20 protein-coding genes and 1 other annotated feature are annotated in these 22961 nt (G+C 35.4%); of the genes, 19 read left to right on the forward strand and 1 reads right to left on the reverse strand.

Annotation, left to right across the window (positions count from 1 at the left end):
- Positions 1–290 precede the first annotated feature (290 nt).
- The gene (locus NEH74_RS09545; protein WP_055304699.1) at positions 291–1394 is read right to left on the reverse strand and encodes a BMP family protein; all 1104 of its coding nucleotides are present in this window, start codon (positions 1392–1394) and stop codon (positions 291–293) included.
- Between the two features lie 1150 nt (positions 1395–2544).
- Here NEH74_RS09545 and NEH74_RS09550 point away from each other — a divergent pair.
- The 19 genes from NEH74_RS09550 to nadD all read left to right on the forward strand — a co-directional run bounded on the left by NEH74_RS09550 (position 2545) and on the right by nadD (position 22960).
- The gene (locus NEH74_RS09550) at positions 2545–3672 is read left to right on the forward strand and encodes a BMP family protein (protein WP_055304701.1); all 1128 of its coding nucleotides are present in this window, start codon (positions 2545–2547) and stop codon (positions 3670–3672) included.
- A 304-nt stretch (positions 3673–3976) separates the two neighbouring features.
- Entirely contained in the window at positions 3977–5506 is a 1530-nt protein-coding gene (locus NEH74_RS09555; protein WP_055276529.1) for an ABC transporter ATP-binding protein, read from the forward strand.
- Positions 5506–6603, forward strand: a complete 1098-nt coding sequence (locus NEH74_RS09560) for an ABC transporter permease (RefSeq protein ID WP_055304703.1) — start codon at positions 5506–5508, stop codon at positions 6601–6603. The genes NEH74_RS09555 and NEH74_RS09560 overlap by 1 nt, the downstream gene beginning before the upstream one ends.
- Positions 6603–7553, forward strand: coding sequence for an ABC transporter permease (locus NEH74_RS09565; protein WP_055243233.1), 951 nt, complete (start codon positions 6603–6605; stop codon positions 7551–7553). The genes NEH74_RS09560 and NEH74_RS09565 overlap by 1 nt, the downstream gene beginning before the upstream one ends.
- Before the next feature lie 204 nt (positions 7554–7757).
- Positions 7758–8891, forward strand: a complete 1134-nt coding sequence (gene mnmA, locus NEH74_RS09570) for a tRNA 2-thiouridine(34) synthase MnmA (RefSeq protein WP_055304705.1) — start codon at positions 7758–7760, stop codon at positions 8889–8891.
- Between the two features lie 15 nt (positions 8892–8906).
- Positions 8907–11333: an ATP-dependent RecD-like DNA helicase gene (locus NEH74_RS09575; protein WP_262941324.1), complete on the forward strand. Its 2427-nt coding sequence runs from the start codon at positions 8907–8909 to the stop codon at positions 11331–11333.
- An 86-nt stretch (positions 11334–11419) separates the two neighbouring features.
- Positions 11420–11587 carry a hypothetical protein gene (locus tag NEH74_RS09580; RefSeq protein ID WP_172676250.1) on the forward strand — a complete coding sequence of 56 codons (168 nt, stop codon included), beginning with the start codon at positions 11420–11422 and terminating at the stop codon, positions 11585–11587.
- Between the two features lie 122 nt (positions 11588–11709).
- Positions 11710–11916, forward strand: a binding site (T-box leader).
- A 47-nt stretch (positions 11917–11963) separates the two neighbouring features.
- On the forward strand, positions 11964–14585 hold the full coding sequence (gene alaS, locus NEH74_RS09585; protein ID WP_055304709.1) for an alanine--tRNA ligase: 2622 nt from the start codon (positions 11964–11966) through the stop codon (positions 14583–14585).
- Positions 14586–14668: 83 nt separating this feature from the next.
- Positions 14669–14917: an IreB family regulatory phosphoprotein gene (locus NEH74_RS09590; RefSeq protein ID WP_411039971.1), complete on the forward strand. Its 249-nt coding sequence runs from the start codon at positions 14669–14671 to the stop codon at positions 14915–14917.
- Positions 14914–15345, forward strand: coding sequence for a Holliday junction resolvase RuvX (gene ruvX, locus NEH74_RS09595; RefSeq protein ID WP_055243228.1), 432 nt, complete (start codon positions 14914–14916; stop codon positions 15343–15345). Before NEH74_RS09590 ends, ruvX begins: the two co-directional genes overlap by 4 nt.
- A 22-nt stretch (positions 15346–15367) precedes the next feature.
- Positions 15368–15664, forward strand: coding sequence for a DUF1292 domain-containing protein (locus tag NEH74_RS09600; protein WP_055276518.1), 297 nt, complete (start codon positions 15368–15370; stop codon positions 15662–15664).
- Between the two features lie 71 nt (positions 15665–15735).
- Positions 15736–16827, forward strand: coding sequence for an endolytic transglycosylase MltG (mltG, locus tag NEH74_RS09605; protein WP_055304711.1), 1092 nt, complete (start codon positions 15736–15738; stop codon positions 16825–16827).
- 18 nt (positions 16828–16845) lie between these two features.
- A complete protein-coding gene (locus NEH74_RS09610; RefSeq protein WP_055304713.1) occupies positions 16846–17496 on the forward strand; it encodes an O-methyltransferase in 651 nt (216 codons plus the stop codon).
- 196 nt (positions 17497–17692) lie between these two features.
- On the forward strand, positions 17693–18628 hold the full coding sequence (locus tag NEH74_RS09615; protein ID WP_055304715.1) for a peptidase U32 family protein: 936 nt from the start codon (positions 17693–17695) through the stop codon (positions 18626–18628).
- 21 nt (positions 18629–18649) lie between these two features.
- Entirely contained in the window at positions 18650–19915 is a 1266-nt protein-coding gene (locus NEH74_RS09620) for a peptidase U32 family protein (RefSeq protein ID WP_055243223.1), read from the forward strand.
- 246 nt (positions 19916–20161) lie between these two features.
- Positions 20162–20782: a uridine kinase gene (gene udk, locus NEH74_RS09625; protein WP_055243222.1), complete on the forward strand. Its 621-nt coding sequence runs from the start codon at positions 20162–20164 to the stop codon at positions 20780–20782.
- Positions 20783–21038: 256 nt separating this feature from the next.
- Positions 21039–21509 (forward strand): transcription elongation factor GreA, encoded by a 471-nt coding sequence (gene greA, locus NEH74_RS09630; RefSeq protein WP_055243221.1) that lies wholly within the window; start codon positions 21039–21041, stop codon positions 21507–21509.
- 63 nt (positions 21510–21572) lie between these two features.
- Positions 21573–22262, forward strand: a complete 690-nt coding sequence (gene mtnN / locus NEH74_RS09635) for a 5'-methylthioadenosine/S-adenosylhomocysteine nucleosidase (RefSeq protein ID WP_055276510.1) — start codon at positions 21573–21575, stop codon at positions 22260–22262.
- A gap of 116 nt (positions 22263–22378) precedes the next feature.
- A complete protein-coding gene (gene nadD / locus NEH74_RS09640; protein WP_055304717.1) occupies positions 22379–22960 on the forward strand; it encodes a nicotinate (nicotinamide) nucleotide adenylyltransferase in 582 nt (193 codons plus the stop codon).
- The last annotated feature ends 1 nt before the right edge of the window (position 22961 follow it).

Here is a 22961-nt window from a genome sequence, read left to right on the forward strand (position 1 = left end):
GATTTTAGTGAGGCATAGTTATTGAATGAGTTGTGATAAGAGGGAGAATTTCTTTAAAATTAATCGGAAATAATCTAATCTTTAAGAAAAGCTTTGTTCTAAAATCATTAGATTTAATAGAATTCAGCTTTTTAATCCAGGGCTTGTACAAAATCTAGTGATAATTTTTATTCATACAGATAAAAGGAATTTTGTATGAAATCTTTTGACAAGAGAACTATGATCGGGATTAGATTTCAATACAAAAAAGAGTCGTCTTAGTGTTAAAGACGACTCTTTTTAATTAATAATTAAAAGTTAATTTTTGCTCCTTGGTATCCCATCTCACTTAAGAAAGATTGTACATCAGCCTCGGTTGAAGGAATAACTAAGTTTCCAGCTTTAATGTTTGCTAATAATTCATTGACTGTTTCTTGTGTCTCAGTTGTTAAATTCGGGTTTGTTTCTGGTAAACCAACTCCATCAACTTCAGCAGTCATTGTGATCACTTCTCCACCTGTGAATGTTCCGTTGATGAATTCATCAATTTTAGTGTAAGAGGCATTATCCACTCGTTTAAGTGCAGATGTTAAGATGACTGATTCGTTAGTTTCTTGGTTGTAGATTCCATCTTCGTATTGATCCACATCGACACCGATGACGTAAACTTTGTCTCCAGCTTCAGCACGTGTTTTTGCTTCTGTAATAACACCACTACCTACACGTCCAGCAGCTGTGAAGATGATATCGATTCCTTTATCGTACATACTACCTGCTTGTGCTTGTCCACCAGCAACATCTGTAAATGTTCCATTATATAAATAGTCTACGACTTCAGCATTTGTTCCAAAGTGTTTATTAGCATAGGCTACACCAGCAACATAGCCATATCCGAATTTTTCAATAGATTCACTTTTCATTCCACCAATGAATCCAACTTTACCAGTTTTTGTTTCTAAGGCTGCTGTAATTCCTGCTAAGAATCCGGCTTCGTGCTCAGCGAAATAAATAGCAATTGTATTTTCAGCCACCTCTTCTGGTTGTCCATCAATCATTACAAATTTAATGTCTGGGTATTGTTCTTGTAATTTTGTAATGGCTTCGTCAAATTTGAATCCTGGGGCAATGATCATTTGATTTCCAGCTGTAATTAAGTCATCAGCTGCTTGCATATAATCAGCTGTTGTTTCTCCAATTGGTTTAATGTATTGAGCTACGATTGTCCCGTTTTCTGATTCGTAACGTTTGATTCCTTCCCAAGTTGCTTGGTTGAATGATTTATCATCAATTGTTCCTGAATCCGTCATCATCCCAATTTTAATGTTGTCTCCTGCTGATTCAGTTGTTCCTCCACACGCTACTAAGCCTAAACTTGCAGCGATAGCAATAGTTAACATTGAAAATTTATTTTTCATCGTTGTATGGCCTCCTCATTTGTGATGAATTTTTATTCTAACAAAATAATTTTAGCTTGTAAATTATTTTTTTTTAATTTTTTCAAAAAACTCAGTTTTTGTCGAATTTATTACAAAAATAGGTTTTAATGGTATTTTTATGGTTTTTAATTCGTTGAAAGTGCTAGATAACTAAGAATAAAAATCTAATTCTGATTTATCGTGTCCTAACGATTTCACCGATTCTAAAGCAGAAATTTTATGAAGGGATCACAGTTTTTATTTAATAGAATCATCTTTTAAGCTATAACTTGTCAAATAATTAAAGCATTATGACTCAAATATTTTAGGGGAAAAAGTGATTGAATAAGCAGGAGGAATAAAAACATTTCTTGGGCACTTATATTTCCTAAAAAAATGAGTTGATTGTCATAATGGAGTGTAAATGAAAATGGGGGATTACATTAAATGATTAAATATTCATTGGAAGGTGTTATTGCCTCAATATGACTTACGATGCTAAGGGGTGGATCACAAACTATTTGAACAACAGAGGGGCTTTCATCAAAAGAAATAAACAAACGTTTAAAAGTCTTAAATGACTTCTTAGGTGCTATTTGTTGCGGATAAAAATGTTGTCGAAAAAAATAGCTATATTAGATCATCTTATTGATGATGAATCGTTTGATATCAATGGTTATTGAATATCGTTTTTAAAGAGTCTATCTCTTTCAAGTAGAAAAAGAGTTGATAACAACAGTTTTGTTTAATAGAGCTCAAAAAATCAATGTAGACACTTAAAAAATGCTATTCAAAAAGTAGTTCTAGTATAGAGCTTATCATGTAAATCAAGTTCAAATAAATTAAGCTTTTTCTGACTATATTTGGGTGAAACACGAATGAAAAATATAAAAGTGTAGGAATGCTTGAATTTGAGTTTTTTAATCGACAAAAGTTGAAGATAAATTGAGTTGCAAATCAAAGGGAATTAGGTCATCGTTAAAATTATAGTTTAGTTACTATAAGGTATAAAATGTAATTTAATACAGAAAAAAGTAATAAATGAGGAAAAAAATATGAAAAAAAGTAAAAAAATGACGAATAAAGATTTACATAATTTATGAAATTTGTTACACTATTGCTGTATTGATTATGAGGAGGCCATATAAATATGAAAAAGAAATTTTCAATGTTAACGATTGCCTTAGCTGCAAGTTTAGGATTAGTAGCTTGTGGAACAGGTGAGGGTGACAAAGGAACAACAACAAACGGAGAAGCCAAAATTAAAGTCGGAATGATGACAGATTCAGGAACAATTGATGATAAGTCATTTAACCAAGGAACTTGGGAAGGAATTCAACGTTACCAAGAAGAGAATGGAACGATTGAAGCGCAATATATTAAGCCAGGTGGAGAAGCAACTCAAGATTACTTAGAGGCTGCGGATAACTTATTAGCTAAAGGAAATGAGTTAATTATTGCTCCAGGATTCAAATTTGAAGAAGCGATTGGAAAATTACAAGCTGAAAATCCAGAAACAAAATTTGTGATTCTTGATGGAGAACCTGAAGGTGGAGTAGCAGAAAACTCAGTGGGGATTTATTTTGCTGAGCAAGAAGCTGGATTCTTAGCAGGAATTGCGGCAGCTCTTGAAACAAAAACTGGTAAAGTTGGATTCATTGGTGGAATGATTATTCCAGCCGTACAAAAATTCGGATACGGATTTGTAACTGGGGTTGCGTATGCTAATGCAAATTTAGGAACAAATGTAGAAGTGGCAGACTACTTATACAATGGAACATTCAGTGATGTTTCAGGTGGACAAGCTCAAGCTGGTGGAATGTATGATAAAGGAATCGATATCATCTTCGTAGCAGCAGGTGGAGTTGGAAACGGTGTTATTGCAGAAGGTAAAGTACGTGCTGAAGCTGGAGATGATGTTTACGTCATTGGTGTAGACGTTGACCAATATGAAGATGGAATCATTTCTGATGGAAGTTCAGTTATTTTAACATCAGCGATTAAACGTATTGATAATGCAGCATATGATAAAATTGATGAATTAGTAAATGGAACATTTACTGGTGGGCAAGTAATCACAATGGATGCTAAAAATGATGGAGTAGGATTACCAGCTGAAAATCCAAACTTATCTGAAGCGACACAACAAGCAGCTGATGAAGCATTCGAATTAATTAAAAATGGAACAATTGTAGTTCCAACTGAATTAGATGAAGTGACAGCAATGTTAGAAGACTTAGGATTTGATGCAAGTCATCTTAATTTATCAGGAAACTAATCATTGATTAAAGAGGATAAAAGTACGCGGACTCATGTTCGTGTACTTTTTTTATGACAAAAGTAATGATTTTTGAAAGAATATTCAAAAATTACATAAGTTTTTACAAATTTCGATATTTTTTGTTGATTATGGAGCTCGGAATATCCTATAATAGATAGGAATAGGCACTAGTTTGAAAAGTCGTCTATAGTTCTAAAAATTATTAAACTCTAACAGCAAAACGATTCGAAAATCCCGAAATTAAATGAAGAATCAAAAAGGTACAGAGGACATTACACTAATTGTAGAAAGGGGTAACGCTATGGAATACGTTATTGAGATGCTCAATATTACAAAAGAGTTTCCAGGGATTAAAGCCAACGATAATATTACGTTGCAAGTCGAGCCAGGAGAAATTCATGCCCTTTTAGGAGAAAATGGTGCTGGAAAGTCGACGTTAATGAGTGTATTATTCGGGCTTTATAAACCAGATGGTGGATGCATCAAGGTTCGCGGGAAAGAAGTGAAAATTACCGATCCGAACGTTGCAACGGAACTTGGAATTGGGATGGTGCACCAACACTTTAAATTAGTTCACAACTTTACTGTTACTGAAAATATCATTTTAGGAAGTGAACCCAAACTATTTGGAGGTCGCGTTGATATTAAAAAGGCCGCAAAACGCGTCGCTGAATTATCAGATCGTTACAACCTGCACGTTGATCCATATGCGAAAATTGAGGATATCTCAGTTGGGATGCAGCAACGTGTTGAAATCTTAAAAATGTTATATCGTGATGCTGAAATTTTAATTTTCGATGAGCCAACAGCTGTTTTAACACCTCAAGAAATTGAGCATTTAATGCAAATCATGAAGCAATTAACAGCTGAAGGAAAATCAATCATTATTATCACCCATAAATTAAAAGAAATTAAAGCTGTTGCTAAACATTGTACGATTATCCGTAAAGGTAAGGGAATTGGAACGGTTGTCGTTGATGAAGTATCAGAACAAGATTTAGCTGATTTAATGGTTGGACGTAAAGTTACATTTAAATTAGACAAAGAAGAAGCTAAAGTAGGGGCTCCAATTCTTGAAGTTGAAAATTTATGTGTGAAAAATGCTCGCGGTGTTGAGGCGCTTAAGAATTTATCATTGACATTGCGTGAAGGTGAAATCTTAGGGGTTGCTGGAATTGAAGGAAATGGGCAAACCGAATTAATTGAAGCTATTACAGGATTAAAACCAGCAGATAGCGGAGTAGTTAAATTAAATGGTAAAGATATTAGTAAAATGTCAGTTCGTCAGCGTACAGAAGCAGGAATCGGTCATATTCCAGAAGATCGTCATAAACATGGATTAGTCTTAGAGTATTCATTAGAAGATAACTTCATTTTACAAACATACTATCAACAACCATTCAGTAAAGGTGGAGTTTTAAACCGTAAGGCGATTCGTGAGCAATCAGAAACATTAATCGAACGTTTTGATGTTCGCAGTGGTCAAGGAAGTATCACTACAACACGTAGTATGTCTGGTGGTAATCAACAAAAGGCGATTATCGGTCGTGAAGTTGTTCGTTCACCAAAATTATTAATTGCTGCTCAACCAACACGTGGACTTGATGTTGGTGCGATTGAATATGTTCATCGTGAATTAATTGCAGAACGCGATAAAGGTCGTGGAGTCTTATTAATTTCCTTAGAATTAGATGAGATTTTAAATGTTTCAGACCGTATTGCTGTTATTTATGAAGGAGAGATTGTTGGAATCCTTGAAACAGCTAAAACGAATGAACAAGAAATTGGATTGTTAATGGCTGGTGCCGGTCGCGAAAGAGGTGAGCAGTAATGAAGAAATTTAAGTTTAATTTATCAGATGATGCTGTTCAAAAGAAATTATCACCTTTTGCTTCAGTAGTTCTTGGATTTATGGTTGGATTTGTTGTTTTATTCCTATTAGGATATAATCCAGTTGAAGGATTCACTTATTTATTCCAAGGTGGATTTAAAGGGATTTTATCAGGAAACTTTAAACAATTTGGTAATGGGTTATTACAAATGACACCATTGGTTTTAACAGGTCTTTCTGTAGCATTTGCCTTTAGAACAGGCTTATTTAATATCGGGGTCACAGGTCAAATGTTAGTCGGTGGATTTATGGCGGTCTATTTAGGGGCAACTCTTGATTTACCACGTTTTATTCACTTACCGGTCGCGGTGATTGGTGCGATGATTGCTGGTGGGGTTTGGGCGATTGTTCCAGGTCTTTTAAAAGCAAAGTTTAAAATTCATGAGGTTGTTACTTCAATCATGATGAACTATATTGCGCTTTGGGGTGTACAATACGCGGTTAAAGTATTAATTCCTGGTAAGTATTCAACTGAGTCAGCGACTATTTTAGAAACGGCGTCATTAAAAACAGAATGGATGACTTCATTCTTTAGTGGGTCAGCGGTTAACTTAGGGTTAATCCTTGCCATTATTGCATGTTTTATTGTTTGGTTTATTTTAGAGAAAACAACATTTGGTTATGAGCTAAAAGCCGTTGGATATAATCAAGATGCCGCTCAATATGCAGGGATGAAAGTAACACGTAATATTATTCTTTCAATGATTATTGCCGGTGTATTAGCAGGTCTTGCAGGAGCAACATTCTATGTAGGATATACAAACCATATTAAGGTTGGGGTTTTACCAGCACAAGGTTTTGATGGAATTGCCGTTGCATTACTTGGTTTAAATACACCAATCGGAGTGTTCTTATCAGCAGCGTTATTTGGATTTATGAAGGTTGGGGGAGCATTCATGCAAGCTATGTCAAATATCCCAAGTGAATTAATTGATATTATTATTTCAACAATTATTTACTTCTCAGCAATTGCTTTATTAATCCAAAGCTTCTTTAAAAAAGTAGCTCCTAAGAAAAAAGATGGAGGTGCGAAATAATGTGGGATTTTATTGTTTCAATGATGCCTTATGCCTTAGCCTTCACAGCACCTATGTTAGTGACGGCATTAGGTGGTTTATTTAGTGAGCGTAGTGGGGTTGTCAACATTGGTCTTGAAGGATTAATGATTGTCGGAAGCTTTACAACAGCCTTATTTATTAATCAATTTTATGCTGGAAATGATTCGATTATTTGGATCGGAATTTTATTAGGAGGAGTGGCCGGTTGTGCCTTCTCATTACTTCATGCCTATGCAAGTATTAATTTAAAGGCCGATCAAGTTATTTCAGGGACAGCCATTAACTTATTAGCACCTGCTGTAACGATCTTCTTAGCTCGTACGTTAACAGGATCACAAAATATTAGTATCGTTAAAGGTGTTTCTCGCTTTGATGCGCCAGTTTTATCTAATATTCCTGTCATTGGGCCATTATTCTTTAGTAAAATGTATTTAACAACATTCATCGTTTTAGGATTAGTTATCTTAACATGGTATATTGTTTTTAAAACATCATTTGGTTTACGTTTACGTGCTTGTGGGGAGCATCCTCAAGCAGCTGATTCAATGGGAATCAATGTTTATAAAATGCGTTACATTGGTGTATTAGCTTCAGGATTCTTAGCCGGTCTTGGAGGAGCAATTATTATTGTTACGACATCGAATGAGTTTAATGGATCAGTAGCCGGTCTTGGATTCTTAGCATTAGCCGCTTTAATCTTCGGTAAATGGAATCCATGGTCAGTTTTATTTGCTTCATTCTTCTTCGGATTTATGAAGACATTAGGACAATTAGCTTTAATTAACGATACATTAAAATCACTTGAAATTCCAATGGAATTCTATAATGCGTTACCATATGTGATGACACTTGTTGCCTTAATGATCTTTAGTCGCAACATTGTTGGACCAAAAGCTGCGGGTGAGCCATACGATAAAGGAAAACGTTAAAAAAAGAAAAGACAGTTTAAACTGTCTTTTTTTTGATTAAAAGTGGTCGAAAATCGTCAAGCATTGCTTATCCAGTCGTTTTTGCTTATAATAAAGAATAGAACATCATGTCCATGCACGATACTATAGTAAACTTGCTTGAAAATGATGCCGTCTGTTAGACGATAAAGATATATATATATAAGAATATTGGAGGTTCAATAAATGAGTTTAAATAAAGGAAAAAAAGTCATCGTTGGGATGTCAGGTGGTGTGGACTCTTCAGTCGCTGCTTACTTATTAAAAGAACAAGGCTACGATGTAGAGGGTGTGTTCATGCGAAATTGGGATAGCGCTGCTAACTCAGATATTTTAGGAAATCCAACCGTGAATGATGATGTTTGTCCACAAGAAGTGGATTATATGGATGCCAAAGCTGTTGCTGATCAATTAGGAATCAAACTTCATCGTGTGGATTTTGTTCAAGAATATTGGGATCGTGTGTTTATGTATTTCTTAGATGAATATAAAGCAGGACGTACACCAAATCCAGATATTATGTGTAATAAAGAAGTTAAATTTAAAGCCTTCTTAGATTATGCCATGAATTTAGGGTGTGACTACATTGCTATGGGGCATTATGCGCGTGTTGAACATGGGGAAGAAGTGAAAATGTTACGTGGCGTAGATAATAATAAGGATCAAACTTATTTCTTAAGTCAGTTGACACAAGCCCAATTAAGCAAAACATTATTCCCAGTTGGTGAATTACAAAAATCAGAAGTTCGTGAAATTGCAGAGAAGATGGAATTAGCAACTGCGAAAAAGAAAGATTCAACAGGAGTTTGCTTCATTGGAGAGCGTAACTTTACGCAATTCTTACAAAACTACTTACCAGCACAACCAGGAAAAATGCAAACGTTAGATGGTGAAGTCATGGGTGAGCATATCGGATTAATGTATTATACGATTGGTCAACGTAAAGGTCTTGGAATTGGTGGAAAAGGTGATGCATGGTTCGTGATTGGGAAAAACTTAAAAGAAAACATTTTATATGTTGGTCAAGGGTTTGATCACGAGTATGTGTATGCTGATGAAGCGCATGTATCAAATGTAAACTGGATTCCAAGTGAGAAATTTACTGGAACATTTACTTGTACAGCGAAATTCCGTTACCGACAACCAGATGTTAATGTTGAATTAGAGTGGATGGATGATGAGACATTAAAGGTTCGTATGTTAGATCCAGTTCGCGCGGTTACACCAGGGCAAGCAGCTGTCTTTTATTTAGGTGACGTTTGCTTAGGTGGCGGACGTATCGAAGCAGCCTTTAAAGATGGAGAACGTCGCATGTATTAAGAGAGGATGAATTTAATGGGAGAAGCCAACTATATTCAAGGGATATTTTTAGATTCTATATTTTTTAATGAGGACAATGGCTTCTCTATTGGAACTGTTTTAGTGACTGAGTACCAATGCAACGAAGAACAACTAAAATTGGCATATAAATCCGTGGATGAGAAAGTGATTGATACGTTAGGGTTAAATGATAAAGAAGAACATCATAAAATTACAGTATCAGGTTATTTTCCTAAATTAGTGTCTCATAAAACGTATCGTTTTAATGGAAGTTTGACGCAACATCCAAAATACGGGTGGCAATTTCAAGCGACGTCATATGACAGTGTCACGGTTCGTGGGAAATCGTCACTTGTTCATTATTTGAGTAGCGATATCTTTGAGGGAATTGGACAAAAAACAGCTGAAAAGATTGTAGAGACATTAGGAGAAAATGCGATTGATGTCATTTTAAGAAATCGTCAAGCGTTAGATGAGGTGCCGAAACTTTCTAAGAAGTTAGCCGATAAATTATATGCAACGTTAGTTGATCAACAAGGGACGGAACAAATTTTAGCACCACTTTACGGTTACGATTTAAGCCCTCGATTAGTCATGAAGATTTTTAAAAAATATCAGTATCAGGCCCTTGAGATTATTCAAGAGAATCCTTATCGTTTAATTGATGATATTGAGGGAATCGGTTTTATTAAAGCTGATGAACTGGCAAAACGATTAGGGGTTGCAAGTGATGACCCAAGACGCATTCGTGCAGCTTTACTTTATGTCATCGATCAAATTGCGATTCAAAAAGGTCATACGTATGTGTATCATAAACAGCTTCTTCAAAGTGCTCTACAATATTTAAATCAAAAGTCGAATCAATTATTGGACTTAGCTCAAATTGAAGGTCAAATCCAAGCGTTAATTCAAAAGAAAAAGATCTATATTGAAGGAGATTTTCTATTTATTCCGCTTCTTGTGAATAGTGAAAAGGGCATTGCTGAATCAATCATGAGGCTTCAAACCGAAGTTCAAGCAGAAGATGAGCAAGTCTTAAATACGATTAGCGAATTAAAGGAAGAAATGGCGATCACTTATTCTCCTGAGCAAGAAGAGGCTATTAAAATGGCGTTAAAACAGCCAGTTAGTATCATTACAGGTGGACCAGGAACAGGTAAAACGACCGTTGTTCAAGGGATTTTAAAAGCTTACGGCTTACTTCATCACCTTTCACTTGATCCCACTAAATATGCTACTTCTGAAAAGCCATTTCCAATTGCTTTAGCTGCCCCCACTGGGCGTGCTGCCAAACGAATGACAGAAACGACAGGACTTAAGGCCTCAACCATCCATCGTTTACTTGGTTATGGCGTAGATGGTGTTTTTCAGCATGATGAGTTTTCTCAGCTTGACTATGACTTAATTATCATTGATGAAAGTTCAATGCTTGATACCCTACTTGCTTTTCAGCTTTTTCAAAGTATCAAAACTGGCGCACAAGTTATTTTAGTTGGTGATGATAATCAGTTACCGTCGGTTGGGCCGGGACAGGTATTGAAAGATTTAATTGAAAGTGGGGCTATTCCCCTAACGAGATTATTAACCGTTCATCGTCAGGCACAAGACTCATCCATTATTTCCTTAGCTCATGCGGTGAAAAATAATCATCTTCCAGATGATTTACGAGTGAAAAAGCCTGACCGTTTATATGTTGAAGCGACACACCAACAGATTCCTGTTTATTTAAAGCAAATTGTTGAAAATGCCATTTCCAAAGGGTATACGGCTAATGAGGTTCAGGTTCTAGTTCCGATGTATCGAGGTGATTGTGGGATTGATAGTTTAAATGTCATGTTACAAGAAATTTTCAATCCACCTGATGAACAAAATAAGCGTGAAATGACGTTTGGTCAACGTATTTTTCGAATTGGTGATAAAGTCTTACAGTTAGCCAATCAACCAGAAACGGGAGTGATGAATGGTGATGTAGGAGAAGTCATTGGGATTTCTTATAAAAATGAAAATGATGATAAAGAAGAAAAGCTGATTGCTTGTTTTGATACGAAAGAAGTGACCTATAAAAAAGGTGATCTTCAAAACTTAACACACGCTTACTGTGTCTCAGTTCATAAATCACAAGGATCAGAATATCCCATTGTAATTTTACCAATGACGCATGCTTATCATGTCATGCTTCAAAAAAAGCTCATTTATACAGCAATTACGCGTGCTAAAAGATCATTGATTGTCATTGGTGAATATTTAGCCTTTGATAAAGGAGTTAAAAATGAAGGCGAAGAACGTCAAACGACATTAAGACTTCGTTTTGATCTTCAGAAGGAACAAGTGCCAAAAGAAAATCCATTTGCTGATTACTTTAAAGAGCACCATATTCCATTTGATTATTTGGATGAAGAACAATTGGAAGGGATAACGCCATACGACTTTATGGAGGAATAGTTATTTGCTAATTTTGTCGGAATTCGGACATAAAAAAAGTGAAATCACCCAAACTAAGACTATCATGTTGAAGTGAGGTGAACTACATGAAGAAGATGGTATTATTCTTATTCTTTGCTGTTACGTTAGTGGCAACATTTATGTATTATGATGATCCACGCTATTATCGAAGACAATTTCAGCGACAAATGAGAAAATGTCGCCGACAAATGGATTGTTGGCAAGATTGTATTCATGATATGATGCCATTTTAAGAAAAAACTCTCTCCTGGTGGGAGAGTTTTTCTTCATTTTAGTCAGATTTCACGTAATTATTTGGTGAAATCCAAAAAAAAGCTTGAAACCCTGAGATAAAATCGATAAAATAGAGTCGAATAACAAAATGTTGATAGAAGAAAGTAGAGATTTGCAGTTTCACAGAGAGGGATTTCTAGGCTGAGATAAATCCTAACGAAAAATACTCGAAAGCTACTTCTGGAGTGTAGGTAAAACCTATCGGTTGGCGCCGTTATTGCCTTCGAGTGTTATTTTTTCAAACGAAAAAATAAAATTAAGGTGGTACCGCGTTCAAATCGTCCTTATTTCGTAAGGGCTTTTTTTATACTCATTTTTCAAAAGAGGTGACAAAATATGAAATACATGACAGGTTCAGAAATTCGATCAATGTATTTAAATTTCTTTAAATCAAAAGGACATATGATCGAACCAGGTGCACCATTAGTACCAGTAAACGATCCAACGTTATTATGGATTAACAGTGGGGTTGCTGCCTTAAAGAAATATTTTGATGGGCGTGAAATTCCAAACAATCCACGTATTACAAATGCTCAAAAATCAATTCGTACGAATGACATTGAAAATGTAGGAAAGACGGCTCGTCACCATACGTTCTTCGAAATGTTAGGAAACTTCTCAATCGGAGATTACTTCCGTGAAGAAGCTGTTACTTGGGGGTGGGAATTATTAACATCACCAGAATGGTTTGGATTCGATAAAGATTTATTATACGTAACGATTTATCCAAACGACCAAGAAACATACGATTTATGGATTAAATTAGGGGTTAAACCTGAGCACATTGTTAAATTGGAATATAACTTCTGGGAAATTGGAGAAGGACCATGTGGACCAAACACGGAAATCTTCTTTGATCGTGGAACAAAATACGACCCAGAAAATATCGGAATTCGTTTATTAGAAGAAGATATTGAAAATGATCGTTATATCGAAATTTGGAACATCGTCTTCTCTCAATTTAACTCTAAAGAAGGATTAGAACGTAGTGAATATCCATTACTTCCAAATCAAAACATAGATACTGGGATGGGTCTAGAGCGTATGGCTTGTGTGCTACAAGGAGTAGAAACAAACTTCGATACAGACTTATTCATGCCAATTATTAAAAAGACTGAAGAAATTTCTGGAGTGAAGTACACAGAAGAAACAGGAGTTGCCTTCAAAGTCATCGCTGACCACGTACGTACTGTTACATTTGCTGTTGCAGATGGAGCTTTATTATCAAATGAAGGTCGTGGATACGTCTTACGTCGTTTATTACGTCGTGCCGTTCGTTACGGTAAAAACTTAGGAATTGACCGTGCATTTATGTATGAATTAGTTCCGGTTGTAGCAGACATCATGAAAGATTATTATCCATACGTTTGCGATAAAGTTGAATTAGTTCAAAAAGTCATCAAGTCAGAAGAAGATCGTTTCCGTCAAACATTAGCTGATGGTGAAAAAATCTTAACTGAATTAATGGCTAAGAGTGAAACAAAAACAATCAACGGTAAAGATGCTTTCATGTTATACGATACTTACGGATTCCCATATGAGTTAACATTAGAGTATGCTGAAGAATCAGGATTTACAGTAGATAAAGCTGGATTTGATGCAGAAATGGAAGCTCAGCGTGAACGTGCTCGTAATGCTCGTGAAGATGTAGCAAGTATGCAATCACAAAATGAAGCATTAATGAACTTCAAGGAAGAATCAACATTTGTTGGTTACACGCAATTGTCAACAGCAGGAAAAGTCATCTTATTATTAAAAGATGGTGAAGTGGTTGATTCATTAACGGGTCAAGGACAAGTTATCTTAGATATCACACCATTCTACGCTGAAAGTGGAGGACAAGTGGCTGATACAGGATTAATGACAACAACAAACGCAACGGTAGAAGTTTTAGATGTTATTAAAGCTCCTAATGGTCAACATTTACATACAGTTAATGTTAATGGAACATTATCGTTAAATGATGCAGTAACGTCACAAGTGACTGTCAATGCACGTTTAGCTTTAACGAAAAACCATACAGCGACTCACCTTTTACATCAAGCATTAAAAGATGTTATTGGAGAGCATGCGAACCAAGCAGGATCATTAGTATCAGCTGAGCGTTTACGTTTTGACTTTACAAATATGCAAGGATTAACGCCTGAAGAGTTACAACGCATTGAAACCATTGTCAATGAAAAAATCTGGGCATCACTTCCTGTTGAAGTGTTCGAAAAATCAATCGAAGAAGCAAAAACAATGGGAGCTATGGCATTATTCAGTGAAAAATACGGAGATACAGTCCGCGTAGTTAAAGCTGGAGAATACAGTATTGAGTTATGTGGTGGATGCCATGTTTCAAACACATCAGAAATCGGATTATTCAAAATTATTTCTGAATCAGGAATCGGAGCGGGAACACGTCGTATTGAAGCTGTCACAGGTCAAGCAGCCTTTGAATATATGAATACATTCATTAACCGATTTGCAGCTGTTGCTGAAACATTAAAAACAAAACCAGCCTTACTTGAAGAACGTGTAGAGGGTGTGTTAGACGAATTAAAAGAAGCACATCGCGAAAATGAATCATTAAAATCTAAATTATCGCATTTAAAAATGAAGGAAATTGTCAATAATACACATGAAGTGAATGGATTCACTGTCTTAACAGCTAGCTTAGTTGATGTGGATATGAATCATTTACGTCAAATGATTGATGAATTCAAACAACAATTAACGTCAGCAGTTATCGTTTTAGCGAGTGCAGTAGACGGTAAAGTAGCCATCTCTTGTGGTGTAACAAATGATTACGTGAAACAAGGGGTACATGCTGGTAAGATTGTTAAAGAAGTTGCAAGTATTTGTGGCGGAGGCGGAGGCGGACGTCCAGATATGGCCCAAGCCGGAGCAAAAGACGCTAGCAAAATTAATGAAGCTCTTCAAAATGTTGATGAATGGTTAAAAAATAATTTATAATTCTTTTCATCCCTTTAACAATATTGTAAAATAAAGTTAATGACTATTTATGGGTGGTGAATTGCATGATCTCAAATCATACTATGATGCTAGACGAGGCCCTACAAGATAAATTAAATCAAAATGAAACAGTTGAATTAATTTTAACGGATGTCTTCGAAGCATTAGAAACAAAAGGATATAACCCAATTAATCAAGTCGTTGGATACTTGATTTCAGGAGACCCAGCATATATTTCAAGCTATCAAGGGGCACGCAATAAAATCCAACAAATTGAACGTGATGAAATTATTGAAGTTTTATTAGAAAAGTTTATTGAGTCGAAAAAATGAAAACACTCGGATTAGATTTAGGAACACGTACATTAGGTATCGCAATCAGTGATGCATTAGGAATGATGGCTCATGGAGTCGAAACGTTCCGTTTTGAAGAGAATCATTATAAAAAAGCAATTCAACACGTTCAACAACTAGTCAAAACACAGCACGTTTCAAAAATTGTTTTAGGATTGCCAAAAAACATGAATGGATCAATTGGAGAACGCGGTCAAGTGACGCAAGATTTCGCTAAGAAATTAGAAGAAGCGACAAATGTTAAGGTCATTCTGTGGGATGAACGTTTAACCACGATGCAAGTGGAACGCGTTTTAATCCAAGCAGATGTTAGCCGTAATAAACGTAAAAAAGTCGTTGATAAAATGGCAGCAACGATTATTTTGCAAAGTTATTTAGATTCAAGCCAAGCACGTTCATTCGTGTAAACTACAGTAAGAGGTGTTAACTATGTTAGATGAAAATCAATTAACAGTAATCGATGAAAACGGAAATGAATTATTATGTGAGATCTTATTCACATTTGATTCAGATGATTATAATAAATCATATGTTGTTTATTACCCAGCGGGTGCTGAACATGAAGACGAAGATGGAAATGTGGATTTACACGTTTCTGCTTACGTTCCAAGCAATAACAATGAAGGTGGAGAATTACTTCCAGTTGAAACAGATGCTGAGTGGGATATGATCGAAGAAGTGATCAATACATTCTTAGCAGATGAAGAAGCTGAAGGTGAAGAATAATTCATAAACAACAGTGCAAGGGCGGACCTACGGGTTCGTTTTTGCACTGTTTATTTTAGAGGTGAAGATAGATGAGGAAAATTGCAAGTCTTATCATGGGACTAATCCTACTTATCGTAATAGCAGTAGGAGGGTATGGATATTATTTATATGATTCAACCTTAAAACCCGTTGATTCACAGGATGAAACGGTAATGAATTATAAAATTGAACCTGGAACAACGACTAAGAGAGTGAATCAACAATTAGCTGAACTTGGTTTAATTAAACATCCTAAAATGGCAGATTTAATTGTCCGCCTAAACGATTGGTCTCATATTCAAGCCGGAGAATATGCCTTATCCCCATCGTTAACATTAGAAGAAATGTATCAAAAGTTTGAAACGGGAGATGTCATGGAACCTGATATGGTTAAAGTGACAATTCCAGAAGGTTATGATTTAGAATACATTGCAGCCGTGATGTCACCCTTAGTAGGATTGACAGCTGAGGATTTATTAATGGAATGGAAAAATCCTAGTTATGTAAGAACTTTAATTGATGAGTATTGGTTTTTAACGGAGGATGTTTTACAGGAAGGCATTAAATATCCACTAGAAGGGTATATTTACCCGATTACCTATGCCTTTGTTGATGATATTTATACGGTAGATGAATTAACGCATGAGTTATTAAATCTTACTGAGCGTAAGTTAAATCCATTGCGTGATTTATTTGAGAAAAGTTCATTAAGTATTCATCAAGTCATGGCATTAGCGTCTGTTGTGGAAGGAGAGACTCAACGTACAGAAGAAATGCCAACTGTCGCTGGGGTTTTCTTTAATCGTATCAATTCAGGCATGTATTTACAAAGTGATATGACCGTGTTATATGCATTAGGTGATCATTCTGTTCGTGTAACAGAAGCAATGACACGTGTTGATTCTCCATATAATACCTACGTGACGCAAGGGATTCCAATTGGGCCTGTAAGTAGTCCAACACTCGATGCCATTGAGGCAGTTTTACAGCCCGAAGAGCATAAATATCTTTACTTTATTGCTGATATGTTTAACTGTGTCGATGGAAAAACACATTTCTTTGAAACATATGAGGAACATATGGCGTTCTATCGTGCGAACTTGCTTCCATCTTATGAAGCAGGAGCGAGCGTTTGTAAGTAACAATAAGGTGGTAAACAAATGAATGAACAATTATTAGAGTTAATGGGTCGTTTTAAAACGATTATTCATGATGATCTCTCATTAGAAATGAAACAATATGCACAAGACTTTGATGTGCCTATTATTCAAGATCAAGGACTTGAGTTAATGCTTCAATTATTACGCATTAAACAACCGCAATCCATTTTAGAAATTGGGACAGCCATTGGGTATTCTTCCTTAATGATGGCCAGACATTTACCAAATACTCACATCGTGAGTATCGAGCGTGATCCAAAGCGTTATAATGAAGCCATCGCTTATCACGAACGATCAACCATTAAAGAGCAGGTAACGTTAATTGAGGCCGATGCCCTTGAGATTGCCAATGAAGAGTTACCGATTCAAAAATATGATGTCATTTTCATTGATGCAGCGAAAGCTCAATATCAAAAATTCTTTGAAAAATATGAGCCGTTATTAAAAGAAGATGGTATGATTATCAGTGATAACTTAATCTTCCATGGACATATTTTTGATAATAATCAAAAACAAAGCCGCAACTTAAAACAATTAGTTCGTAAAATTAATCGTTATAATGATTGGTTGGCTAACCATCCAAACTATGACACGTTATTACTTCCAATTGGAGATGGCGTGGCGATTAGTTTAAAGAAAAAAGTTAAATAAACAGGACACCATCGCTAAGACTTTAGCGGTGGTTTTTGATTGAAAATGATCCATTTTATAAAAAAATTGAATTTTGTATAAACTAAGAGAGAAGTACCGAGCGATTATTTTTAACAATTTAGGTCAAAATAAGTGCAAATATTTTTTAAGTAGTTTATAATTTTATATTGTCATTATTATAAAGTGAGTTGATAAAATGAAAAAACCCGAATTAGTTGTTACTCCTCATGATTTACATGAGATTGAACCATTAATTGAAGCAGGTGCCGATGCCTTTATTATCGGTGAAGAAAAGTTCGGTTTACGATTAGCTGGTCATTTTAACAGAGATGAACTACGTCAAGCCGTTGAGTTAATTAAAAAACATAATAAAAAAGTATATGTAGCCATTAATGCGATTATGCCTAATGGATTACTAGACGATTTAAAAACATATATTGATGAAATTAAATCATTACCGATTGATGCCCTTCGTTTCTCTGATCCAGGAGCTTACATGATCGCAAAACAAGTTGCACCAGACATGACTTTACATTGGAGTAGTGAGACGCTTGGAACGAACTATTTCACAGTGAATTACTGGTATGATCGTGGTGTTTTACGTACGGTATTAGCGCCAGAAATCATGAAAGAACCTGTGATTGAAACAAAAGAACAGGCGAAAGGTGAAGTGGAAATTTTAGTCCATGGTGCAATTTGTATGTTCCAATCACGTCGCAATTTAGTAGGAAACTATTTAAAATTCCAAGGACAAGTTGTTGAAAAAATCCAATCTCGTGAAGAAGGATTACTCTTATTTGATTCTGAACGTCAATTATATTACCCAGTTTTTGAAGACCAACAAGGAACACATATCTTTAATGGAAGTGATGTGTGTATGATTGATGATTTGGCAGATTTCATTGATGCAGGCGTGGATAGCCTTCGTATTGATGGAATCTTAAAATCAAGCGACTATTTAATCAATGCGACGAAAGCTTATCGTTTTGCGATTGATTTATGCATTGAGGACCGTGCAAAATATAACCAAGTTGGACGTGCCTTATATAAAAAAATGGAAGAAATTCAACCGAAGCACCGTTTGTTAGATCGTGGATTCTTCTATAAACCATCAATTTATAAAAATAAGTAGGATAGGAAGGAGTGCTGGGTCATGGCAAGAAAACCAGTATCAGCAATCGTTGATGGAAAACGCATCATCGTAAAAAAACCAGAGTTATTAGCCCCAGCAGGTTCACTTGAAAAATTAAAGATTGCGGTTATGTATGGTGCCGATGCGGTCTTTATCGGTGGACGTGAGTTTGGTTTACGCTCAAATGCACAAAACTTCTCTTTAGACGAGATTCGTGAAGGAGTAGAGTTTGCGAAAGAGTATGGTTCAAAAATTTATATTACAACAAACATTATCGCCCATAATGAAAATATGGAAGGGCTTGAAGAATACTTAACAGCCTTAGGTGAAATTGGAGTCGCTGGGATTATTGTAGCGGACCCATTAATCATTGAAACATGTAAACGTTGTGCCCCAAATGTTGAGGTGCATTTAAGTACACAACAATCGACAATGAACTATATGGCAGTTAAGTTTTGGGAACAACAAGGATTACATCGTGTTGTATTAGCTCGTGAAACAACAAAAGAAGAAATTAAAGAAATCATGGAGAAAACAGATGTTGAGATTGAGGCGTTTGTTCATGGTGCCATGTGTATTGCCTACTCAGGACGTTGTACGTTATCAAATCATATGACGGCGCGTGATTCAAATCGTGGAGGATGCTGCCAATCGTGTCGTTGGGAATATGATTTAGTGAAACAAGATCAAGATGAAACAAAAGCTTTATTTGGTGAAGATGATATTAAATTTGCGATGAGTCCAAAAGACTTAAACTTATTACAATCAGTTCCTGAAATGATTGAGTTAGGAATCGATAGTTTAAAAGTTGAGGGACGTATGAAATCGATTCATTACGTGGCAACTGTTGTTAGCACGTATCGTAAATTAATTGATTTATATTGTGAAGATCCAGATAACTTTGTCTTCAATGAAAATCTTTTAGTGGAATTATCAAAATGTGCGAACCGTGAAACAGCGCCAGCATTCTTTGAAGGAATTCCATCACATGAGGAGCAAATGTTTAATAATCGTGACGAGCATCCAACTCAAGAATTTATTGGGTTAGTCTTAGATTATAACGAGGACACACAGGAAGTGACGTTACAGCAACGTAACCATTTCCGTAAAGGTGAAGTGGTTGAATTCTTTGGACCAAAAATTGAGACTCAAATCATGACGATTGATGAATTGTTTGATGAGCGTGGACAAGAATTAGAAGTCGCTCGTCATCCGAAACAGGTTTTAAAGTTCAAAGTTCCATTTAAGTTATATCCAAATGATATGATGCGTAAGCACGTGAAATAGTAAAAAACCATAGCGAAATTTCGCTATGGTTTTTTAATGAAGTTTGAGGAAAGTGGCATGATAAAAGAGAGGCTTTTTTCTTATTGAAATGTTGTTGAATTTTGTAGAAAGATAGTGTATACTACGTATTTGGAAATCGAACCAGCTAGGCTGGAAGACGATAAAGAAGTTTGAATCCCCATGCTTTGATCATGGAATCATCCCGACATCTTTTTGAAAATATTGCTAAAAATGAGGTAGAGAAATATGAACAAACCATTAATTATCGGTGTTGCTGGTGGAACAGCCTCTGGAAAATCGAGTGTGTCTCGTATTTTATATGATGCATTCTCAGATCGCACGATTACGTTATTACGACAAGATGATTATTACAACGATCAAAGTCATATGACTATGGAAGAACGCGTGAAAACAAACTATGATCATCCGTTATCAATGGATAATGAATTATTAGTGAAACACTTAAAGAAATTAATGTTAGGTTATTCAATTGAGAAGCCAGTTTATGATTACACACAACATACAAGAAGTGAAGAAACAGAAAAAATTGAACCAACTAAAATTATTATTGTTGAAGGATTATTCGTCTTAGAAGATGTGAAAATCCGTGAATTATTAGATATTAAAATTTTCGTTGAAAGTGATGATGATATTCGCTTCATTCGCCGTTTACTTCGCGATACAACAGAGCGTGGTCGTACGATTGATTCAGTCATCTCTCAATATATTGAATCAGTAAAGCCAATGCATGAGGAGTTTGTTGAACCAACGAAAAAATATGCAGATATCATTGTTCCGGATGGAAAAACAAATACCGTTGCTCTGGATTTATTAATTACAAAAATTAATAGTATTTTAAACGCGTAATCAATCTAAATATAGGACTTGAAGTAAGGCTTGCTGCCTTACTTTTTATCTCTTTAGCGTTTTTAATTTTGATAATTTTTAAAAAATAGAATAAGTTATCCTAAAAATGGAATACTAAAAGAAGATGTACTGAATTAGGAACCATTCACTTTTAGTGGATTAATGGCATAATGTTTACTAAACGATTAAGTTCATGTATAATATATAGTTGAAATTATCAATCTTATTGGTTTCAATTGATTCGGAGGAATTTTTAATGAAAGAAAAACAACAACATTTAACCCTAGAAGGGATTAAAAAGTTTCAAGATGAATTAGATCACTTAACGCAAGTGCGTATGGAAGAAATTAAAGTTAAGTTACAAGAAGCTCGCGCACAAGGGGACCTTTCTGAAAATGCTGAATATGATGCAGCACGTGAAGAACAAGCAATGGTTTATGAGCGCATTCAAGAATTACAATACATTTTAAAAAATGCTGTTGTTATTGAATCAGATGAAGGAAGTGACGTTATTACCATCGGTTCAACTGTAACTTACCGTGATGATGAAACAAATGAAGAATTAACTTATAAAATCGTAGGTAGTGCAGAGGCAAACCCATTTGACTCAAAAATCTCAAACGAATCTCCAATTGCTCAAGCTTTAATGGGGAAACGTCAGGGTGAGACTGCAATGGTCTCTACACCAAAAGGTGTTGTAACAGTTGCTATTGTAAATGTTCAATAATTTTGAGCTGCCCACAAGCAGCTCTTTTTTCAAATTAATTAATTAAAAAAGGTGGTCTGAATCATGACAGTTGCAATTATTGGCGCAATGGAGGAAGAAGTAACATTATTACGTGAAGCAATGGAAGTTGAAGAAGTTAAAACAATTGCTCACGTTGAATTTACAAAAGGAAAGTTAAATGGAAAAGATGTCGTTTTATTAAAAAGTGGAATTGGTAAAGTAAATGTTGCCATTGCAACGACATTATTATTTGAACACTATGCGATTGATTGTGTGATTAATACAGGATCAGCCGGTGGATTACACCCAGAAGCAAATATTGGAGATGTGGTCGTATCGAACGGAACATTATATCATGATGTTGATGTGACTGGATTTAATTATGCCTATGGGCAAGTACCAGGAATGCCTGCGATTTATGAACCAAATGCTGATTTAATGAGAAAAACAGAAGAAGTGTTAACGAAAGCAAATAAAACATACTGGTTAGGACAAATTGGAACGGGAGACTCATTTATCAATCGACCAGATCAAATGGAATTAATTAAAAAGAACTGTCCTTCGGTTGTTGCAATCGAAATGGAAGCAGCTGCAGTAGCACAAGTATGTCATCATTATGAGAAACCATTTATTATTGTACGTGCGTTATCAGACATTGCAGGAAAAGAATCACATATTTCATTTAATGAATTTTTAGCGGTTGCAGCAAAAGAATCTTCAGAAATGGTCACTGAATTAGTGTCTATGATTTAAGGTCATAAATAAACAATTGCAAATCATTTGCGATTGTTTTCTTTTTATCTATTTTAGATTAAATGATAGACTCATAGCTCATACTACAAATGAAAAGGAAATGGAGTGATTTTGGCATGATTGTTATCTTTGGTGGTTCCTTTAATCCTCCAACGATTGCGCATTATCAAATCGCAAACCATATTTTAAAACAAATTGATTGTGATAAGTTTTATTTTTTACCAGTTGGTGATCGCTATCCTAAAAAAGGATTAATTTCTTCAGTTCATCGTGTAGCCATGTTAAAATTAGTTTGTGAGCATTTAACGAATACCTTTGTTTCAACCATAGAAGTTGAGGCAAAGAAAGTTCTAACGACCTTTGAGACGTTAACGCTTGTGAAGAGTCAATATCCTAATGAAGAGATTGCGTTTGTCATTGGAGCTGATAATTTAGAAGATTTACCGAATTGGGTTCAATATGAACAACTCATTCAAAACTATAAATTAATTGTCTTTCGACGTGATGACATTGACGTTGATGAAATTATCCATCGACAATTTAAAACATTTGAGCACCAATTTATTCTTTTAGATTCATTTGAGAAAATGAATGTTTCATCAACGGAGTATCGAGAAAATCTTGATCGCTCTGATTTAGTATTAAATTGTGTGGATCAATATGTTCAACAACATCAATTATATGGAAGAGGTGAATAAT

The organism is Turicibacter sp. GALT-G1, assembly GCF_025594995.1.
Classification (GTDB): domain Bacteria; phylum Bacillota_I; class Bacilli_A; order MOL361; family Turicibacteraceae; genus Turicibacter; species Turicibacter bilis.